Annotated in this window: 7 protein-coding genes; 4 read left to right on the forward strand and 3 right to left on the reverse strand. The window is 62.2% G+C overall.

Going from position 1 to position 6,540, the window contains the following annotated elements; all coding sequences use genetic code 11:
• Positions 1-54: 54 nt before the first annotated feature.
• From EP237_RS19265 to EP237_RS19275, 3 genes are all read right to left on the reverse strand, one after another.
• Positions 55-501: a MarR family winged helix-turn-helix transcriptional regulator gene (locus tag EP237_RS19265; RefSeq protein ID WP_127562512.1), complete on the reverse strand. Its 447-nt coding sequence runs from the start codon at positions 499-501 to the stop codon at positions 55-57.
• Between the two features lie 94 nt (positions 502-595).
• Positions 596-2,191 carry a phosphoglycerate dehydrogenase gene (gene serA, locus EP237_RS19270; RefSeq protein ID WP_127562513.1) on the reverse strand — a complete coding sequence of 532 codons (1,596 nt, stop codon included), beginning with the start codon at positions 2,189-2,191 and terminating at the stop codon, positions 596-598.
• 111 nt (positions 2,192-2,302) lie between these two features.
• Positions 2,303-3,457 carry a phosphoserine transaminase gene (locus tag EP237_RS19275; RefSeq protein ID WP_127562514.1) on the reverse strand — a complete coding sequence of 385 codons (1,155 nt, stop codon included), beginning with the start codon at positions 3,455-3,457 and terminating at the stop codon, positions 2,303-2,305.
• A 261-nt stretch (positions 3,458-3,718) separates the two neighbouring features.
• Between EP237_RS19275 and EP237_RS23590 the strand changes: the two genes are divergently transcribed.
• From EP237_RS23590 to EP237_RS19290, 4 genes are all read left to right on the forward strand, one after another.
• Positions 3,719-3,973 (forward strand): hypothetical protein, encoded by a 255-nt coding sequence (locus EP237_RS23590; protein WP_240661700.1) that lies wholly within the window; start codon positions 3,719-3,721, stop codon positions 3,971-3,973.
• A gap of 69 nt (positions 3,974-4,042) precedes the next feature.
• On the forward strand, positions 4,043-4,567 hold the full coding sequence (locus EP237_RS19280) for a c-type cytochrome (protein ID WP_240661701.1): 525 nt from the start codon (positions 4,043-4,045) through the stop codon (positions 4,565-4,567).
• A 66-nt stretch (positions 4,568-4,633) separates the two neighbouring features.
• On the forward strand, positions 4,634-5,506 hold the full coding sequence (serB, locus tag EP237_RS19285; RefSeq protein ID WP_127562515.1) for a phosphoserine phosphatase SerB: 873 nt from the start codon (positions 4,634-4,636) through the stop codon (positions 5,504-5,506).
• A gap of 238 nt (positions 5,507-5,744) precedes the next feature.
• On the forward strand, positions 5,745-6,540 hold a 796-nt coding region (locus EP237_RS19290; protein WP_476703637.1), incomplete at its 3' end, for a calcium-binding protein.

Below are 6,540 nucleotides of genomic sequence, written 5' to 3' on the forward strand. Positions count from 1 at the left end.
AAGACTGCAACCCGCCGCTCGGCGGGTCTTGTGCCAAATTCCCCTGAGCGCTGTTTACCCGCGTTGCGCAGGTTCCGCCATGAGCCGTTTCAGCGCGCTTTGAAATCCTTCCGCATCAGAGGCAAGGGATCGCAAAACCTCGTCCTGATAGCCCTGCGCGATTGGCGTCAGCGCGTCGATCATCGCGCGCCCCGCATCCGTCAATGTCAACACCACGAGCCGTCGGTCCGTAGACGAGCTTTTCTTGGTGATATAGCCCATTTCCTCCAACCGGGACACGGCGCGGCTGACCTTGGATTTGTCCAGCTCGGCTCGCGCGGCGATTTCTCTCACGGATACGGCGGTTTGCTGGCTCAGATGCGCAACGACCCGCCACTCGGATCGCGATAGTCCGAACATATCCCGATAGTGGCGGGCGAACTGGCGGCTGACCCTCTCGGCCACCACGGCCAGCTGATAGGGCAGGAAATCGTCGAGGATAAAGGGCGTCTTTGTGCTCATGATCCGAGGATGGGGCGAAAGAGCCTTGTTCTGCAAGCCTGAACGAGAAAGCCCCGACACAAGGCCGGGGCTTTCCGTATTGAGGGATGACCGATCAGGCGGCGTCGAACTGCATCGGCGCGACCTGCTGGAACATGCCGGTTGCCCGCAGCTTCTCCAGCACCTCCGCCGGGGGTTGCGCGTCGAGATAGAGCAGCGCGATGGCGTCCTTGCCCGCACCCGACCGGCCAAGAGTAAAGTTCGCGATGTTCACGCCGTTTTCACCCATGGTCTGGCCGAGCGTCCCGATGATGCCCGGCACGTCCTCATTGGTGGTGTAGAGCATGTGCTGCCCGATCTCGGCGTCGATATTGATGCCCTTGATCTGGATGAAGCGCGGTTTGCCGTCGGAAAAGACCGTGCCCGCAATGGACCGGGTGCGGTGTGGCGTCACCACTTCCAGCCGGATATAGCCCTCGAACGCGCCGGATTTGTCCTGCGTGGTCGTGGAAATCTCTATGCCGCGTTCCCGCGCGATAACGGGGGCCGAGACCATGTTCACATCCGGGTTCACTGCCTTCATGATCCCCGCGATGACGCCGCAATTCAGCGCCTCAAGGTTCATCGTACCGGCGATGCCGTTATAGGTGATGCGGATCTCGTCGATGGCTTCTTCGGTCAGCTGTCCCACGAAGCTGCCCAGATGCTGCGCCAGTTTCAGCCACGGCCCCATGACCTTGGCTTCCTCGGCGGTCACCGACGGCATGTTCAGCGCGTTCTGAACGGCCCCGGTCAGCAGGTAATCGGCCATCTGTTCGGCCACCTGCAGCGCCACGTTTTCCTGCGCCTCGGTCGTTGCCGCGCCAAGATGCGGCGTGCAGACCACGTTCGGCAGGTTGAACAGCGGGTTTTCCGTGGCCGGTTCCTCGGCAAACACGTCAAACGCCGCGCCCGCCACATGACCGGATTTCAGCAGGTCAGCCAGAGCGTTCTCATCGACCAGCCCACCGCGCGCGCAGTTGATGATCCGCACACCCTTCTTGGTCTTGGCGAGGTTCTCGGCAGACAGGATGTTGCGGGTCTGGTCGGTCAGCGGCACATGCAGCGTGATGAAATCGGCGCGTTTCAGCAGCTCTTCCAGCTCCACCTTTTCCACACCCATCTTGTCGGCCTTCTCCTCCGACAGGAACGGGTCATAGGCGATGACCTTCATCTTCAGGCCACGGGCCCGGTCGCAGACGATACCGCCGATATTGCCCGCGCCGATGACGCCCAGCGTCTTGCCGGTCAGCTCGACGCCCATGAATTTCGACTTCTCCCACTTGCCCGCATGGGTCGAGGCGCTGGCCTCGGGGATCTGGCGCGCCACGGCGAACATCATCGCAATCGCATGTTCAGCGGTGGTGATCATGTTGCCGAAGGGGGTGTTCATGACGATCACGCCCTTCTTGGACGCGGCGGGCTTGTCGATATTGTCGGTGCCGATCCCGGCGCGGCCGATCACCTTGAGGTTGGTCGCGGCGGCAAGGATCTTCTCCGTCACTTTGGTGGCAGAGCGGATGGCAAGGCCGTCATACTCACCGATCTTGGCAAGCAGCGCGTCCTTGTCCTTGCCGAGTTTCGGCTCAAAATCCACCTCGATACCGCGATCGCGGAAGATCTGCACGGCGGTTTCGCTGAGGCTGTCGGATACGAGAACTTTAGGGGCCATTTTGGCTGTGTCCTTTTAGGTGTCCTGCCTGTCATCCCCGCGACAGCGGGGACCTCGCAGGTCAGGGAAATCTGGGAAAGGCCCCCGCTTACGCGGGGGTGACAATCTTGATCAGGCGGCTTGTGCCTGCGCGGCGATCTCGGCCTCAAACGCCCATTCCAGCCACGGCAGCATCGCCTCGATATCCGAGGTCTCGACCGTCGCCCCGCACCAGATGCGAAGACCGGCCGGCGCGTCGCGATAGGCGCCGATATCGAGTGCGATATCCTCGGCCTCCAGCCGCTTGGCCACGGCTTTGGCGAAGGCTGCACCGTCTGCGATCCGGTCATCGGTGAATTTCAGGCAGACGCTGGTGTTGGACCGGGTGGCGTCATCTTCGGCAAGGTTCGCGATCCAGTCATGCCGGTCGCAAAACTCCCAGATCGCCTGCGCATTGGCGGTGGACCGGGCAATCAGCCCCTCCAGCCCGCCAACCTCGCGTGCCCAATCCAGCGCAAAGAGGTAATCCTCCACGCACAGCATCGAGGGCGTGTTGATCGTCGCGCCGGTGAAGATCCCGTCAATCAGCTTGCCGCCCTTGGTCAGACGGAAGATCTTGGGCAGCGGCCAGGCGGGGGTATAGTTTTCCAGCCGTTCCACCGCGCGGGGGGACAGGATCAGCATCCCGTGCGCGGCCTCACCGCCCATGACCTTCTGCCAGCTGAAGGTGGTCACATCCAGCTTGTCCCAGGGCAGGTCCATCGCGAACGCGGCGCTGGTCGCGTCGCAGATGGTCAGCCCTTCGCGGTCTGCCGGGATCACATCGCCATTGGCCACGCGCACGCCGGAGGTGGTGCCATTCCACGTGAAGACGACATCGGTGTCATAGTCCAGCGCCGCCATATCGACGATCTGGCCGTACTCGGCGGTCTTTACATCCGCGTCGATCTTCAGCTGCTTGACCACATCCGTGACCCAGCCGGAGCCGAAGCTTTCCCAGGCGACCATGGTGGCCTTGCGCGCGCCCAGAAGCGACCACAGCGCCATTTCAACCGCGCCCGTGTCTGACGCGGGCACGATGCCGATCTTGTAATCTGCGGGGATGCCAAGGATCTCGCGCGTGCCTTCGATCGCGGCCTTCAGCTTGTCCTTGCCAATGGCGGCACGGTGACTGCGGCCCAGGGGCGCGTCGGTCAAGGCATCGAGAGTCCAGGTGGGGGGTTTGGCACAGGGGCCAGAGGAAAAACGCGGGTTGGCCGGCCGCGTTGCCGGGGTGTTCGTTACCATCGCTGGTATCCTTCCAGATAAGCGCCCCTCGTTGGGGAGGGGTGTCCCACCGCCGGGCCTACGACCAGTCGCCGAAACGCACAAGTCGGAAAATACGGCAAAGAGGTCGTTTCAGGAAAATTCTGTGCCCGCTGCGTTCACGATCGGAAACTCCGGGAAACAACCTTGGCGTTTGTAATTTTGCATACAATCAACCTTTTCGTGTTACGATTGCAGATCGGACCCAAGCCAATAGGGGATCGACAAACAGGAGGACGCCCAATGACTCGACTGACCCGCACGACTTTCATCGCGGCTGTTTTGTTGTCTTCACCAGCCATCGCTGACCAGCAGGATCTGGTCGCGCGCGGCGCGTATCTCGTCACCGGCCCGGCAGGCTGCGGCAACTGCCACTCGCCCATGGGGCCGACCGGTGTCATCGCGGGGCAGGAGCTTGGCGGCCGACTGGTCGAAGCCAATGACATGTTCACCGCAATTGCCCCCAACATCACCCCAGCCTCGCATATCGCGGACTAGACCGATGCCGAGCTGGCCCGCGCGATCCGCGAGGGTATCCGCCCCGACGGGTCCGTCATCGGCCCGCCCATGCCCTTCACCTTCTATCGTGGCCTCAGCGACACCGACCTTGCCGCCATCGTCGCCTATCTGCGCACCGTGCCGGCGGTTGATCATGACCCCGGCCAATCCGCCTACAACATCCCCCTGCCACCCGCCTATGGCCCACCGGTGGACAGCGTCGCCGACATCCCCGCAGGCGTGACGGTGGAATATGGCGAATACCTCGCCGGTCCCGTCGCCCATTGCATGGAATGCCACACGCCGATGGGGCCCATGGGGCCGATGGTGGACACCGACGTCGGTCGGGGTGGGTTCGAATTTCACGGGCCCTGGGGCATTTCCGTCGCCTCCAACATCACCAGCCATGAGGACGGGCTGGCCGGTTACAGCGACGCAGAGATCGCCGCGATGATCACGCAAGGGGTTCGGCCCGACGGGTCGCCCATGTTCCCACCGATGCCCTACGGGTTCCTCGCAAACATGACCAACGAAGATCTCGCCGCCATCATCCTCTACCTTCGCAACCTGCCGCCGCTTCCTGACGCAGGCTGAGCCCCTTCAAATCCTCGTCCCCCCGTGGTTTATGCGGTCCAACTGCAGGCCACGGGGGGCACACCCATGTTCATCGCCACGCTTCTGACCAATCCCGCAACCCCGAGGCTGGAGGGCGCGCTAGTCGAGTCGCTCCGCAATGCCTGGGGCGGCGGCGATGCGCTCTGGCTGTCGCCGGATGTGGCCGCTGAGTTCCTGATGGAGAGCATCCCCGCCAACCGGTGGGATGTGTGGGACAGCCTGCAAGCCGAAGGCGTCGACCTTGTCGTTCAGCCCGCAGAGGGCCGCCGCAAGAAGATGCTTCTGGCTGACATGGACAGCACCATGATCCAGCAGGAGTGCATCGACGAGCTGGCGGATGAGGCGGGCGTGGGCGAGCGCGTGAAAGACATCACCGCGCGCGCCATGAACGGCGAACTCGATTTCGAAGGCGCGCTCATTGAACGCGTCGGCTTGCTGAAAGGCCTACCGGAAGAGGTCATCTCCCGCGTGCTGGACACCCGCATCACCCATATGCCCGGTGGCAAGGCGCTGCTGGCGACAATGAAGGCCCACGGTGCCTATGCCGCGCTGGTCTCGGGCGGGTTCACCGCCTTCACCGCCAAGGTGGCCGCCGACCTCGGCTTTGACGAAAACCGCGCCAACACGCTGCTGGCCGAGAACGGTCACCTGACCGGTAAAGTGGGCCGCCCGATCCTCGGCCGCGAGGCCAAGGTCGAGGCACTGCATCAGATCACCGCCCGGCTCGGCATTACCCCCGCCGACGTGATCGCCGTGGGCGACGGCGCGAATGACCTCGGGATGTTAGGTCTGGCGGGCACCGGCGTGGCGCTGCATGCGAAGCCGTCGGTGCAGGCCGAATGCAAGATTCGCGTGAACCACGGCGACCTGACGGCGCTACTCTATCTGCAGGGCTATGCCGACAGCGACTTCGCGTGATTGACGGGACTTGAGGCGAAATTCAATAGATCTCTCGCAATGTCCGAGCCGTGGATCGAGCTTCTTTAGGTGCTGGAAGACGGCAGGGCGCATCTATTCCATCATTCCAGCGAACAGACTGTAACCGGTTGGTTAACAATAGTTAATAGACTCGACTTTAAGACAGTATTCACTACATTCCCGTGAAAGCCTCAACCTGTCCAGAGGCAATAGAACGGCCAGCATTTGGAGTATTTCAATGTCGACAGTCACTCTTCAGGGTTTCGCCATCAATTCCACGACCTATGTCGGTTCGGCATCCCTGACACTCACGATTTCCGAAGGGGCCACACTGTCCTATTCCGAAGTCCCGGAGGGTGTCACGAACCTGTTCGGCATCACGGAGGTGGATGTCGTGAGCTCCTACGGGGCCTACACGAGCCAGTTTTCTCTCAATGGCGGCGTTCCTATTCCCGTGGCTGACGAAGACGAGACGTATATCTATCAGCTCAATCTCAGCACCGGCCCGGTAACTGTCCTGTCTTACTTCGATAGCAGCACGAATATTGATTACGTTTTCCCCATTTCCGGCACCGGTTCACTGCCGACCAACCCGGCGGAGTTCAACGCCCTCCGCGCGTCAATAGATCCAACCACACCGGCCCAGGCAGCGGCAGCCCCATATGCGCCCGGCCAGGCGATCGACCCGACAGCCATTTCCGGGGCATCGGTGTCACAAAATGATTCCTTCGTCGGCACCTCGGATGGCGAAGCCTTCGATGGCGGCAGCGGCGCGGACGATCTTGACGGAAACGGCGGCAATGACACGCTCAATGGCGGGTCCGGCAACGACACGCTCAATGGCGGCGCGGGCGAAGATACCTTCGGTTACTCGGGTGGCGCGGATGTGATCGAGGATTTCTCGGCTGATTTCCTGCAAATCGACCCGTCTGTCCTGGCTGGCAGCTTTGCCTCGGTCCTGTCCTCGGCAACGGTTGTCAGCGGCAACCTGGTACTGGATTTCGGCGGTGGCAACACGCTGACCCTGAACGGCA

This window comes from Nioella ostreopsis, assembly GCF_004000255.1.
GTDB lineage: Bacteria > Pseudomonadota > Alphaproteobacteria > Rhodobacterales > Rhodobacteraceae > Nioella > Nioella ostreopsis.

Excerpts from the sequence above, each read along its gene's own strand:
- EP237_RS19265 (WP_127562512.1), bottom strand. The coding sequence starts at position 501 with ATGAGCACAAAGACGCCCTTTATCCTCGACGATTTCCTGCCCTATCAG.
- serA (WP_127562513.1), bottom strand. The coding sequence starts at position 2,191 with ATGGCCCCTAAAGTTCTCGTATCCGACAGCCTCAGCGAAACCGCCGTG.
- EP237_RS19275 (WP_127562514.1), bottom strand. The coding sequence starts at position 3,457 with ATGGTAACGAACACCCCGGCAACGCGGCCGGCCAACCCGCGTTTTTCC.
- EP237_RS23590 (WP_240661700.1), top strand. The coding sequence starts at position 3,719 with ATGACTCGACTGACCCGCACGACTTTCATCGCGGCTGTTTTGTTGTCT.
- EP237_RS19280 (WP_240661701.1), top strand. The coding sequence starts at position 4,043 with ATGCCCTTCACCTTCTATCGTGGCCTCAGCGACACCGACCTTGCCGCC.
- serB (WP_127562515.1), top strand. The coding sequence starts at position 4,634 with ATGTTCATCGCCACGCTTCTGACCAATCCCGCAACCCCGAGGCTGGAG.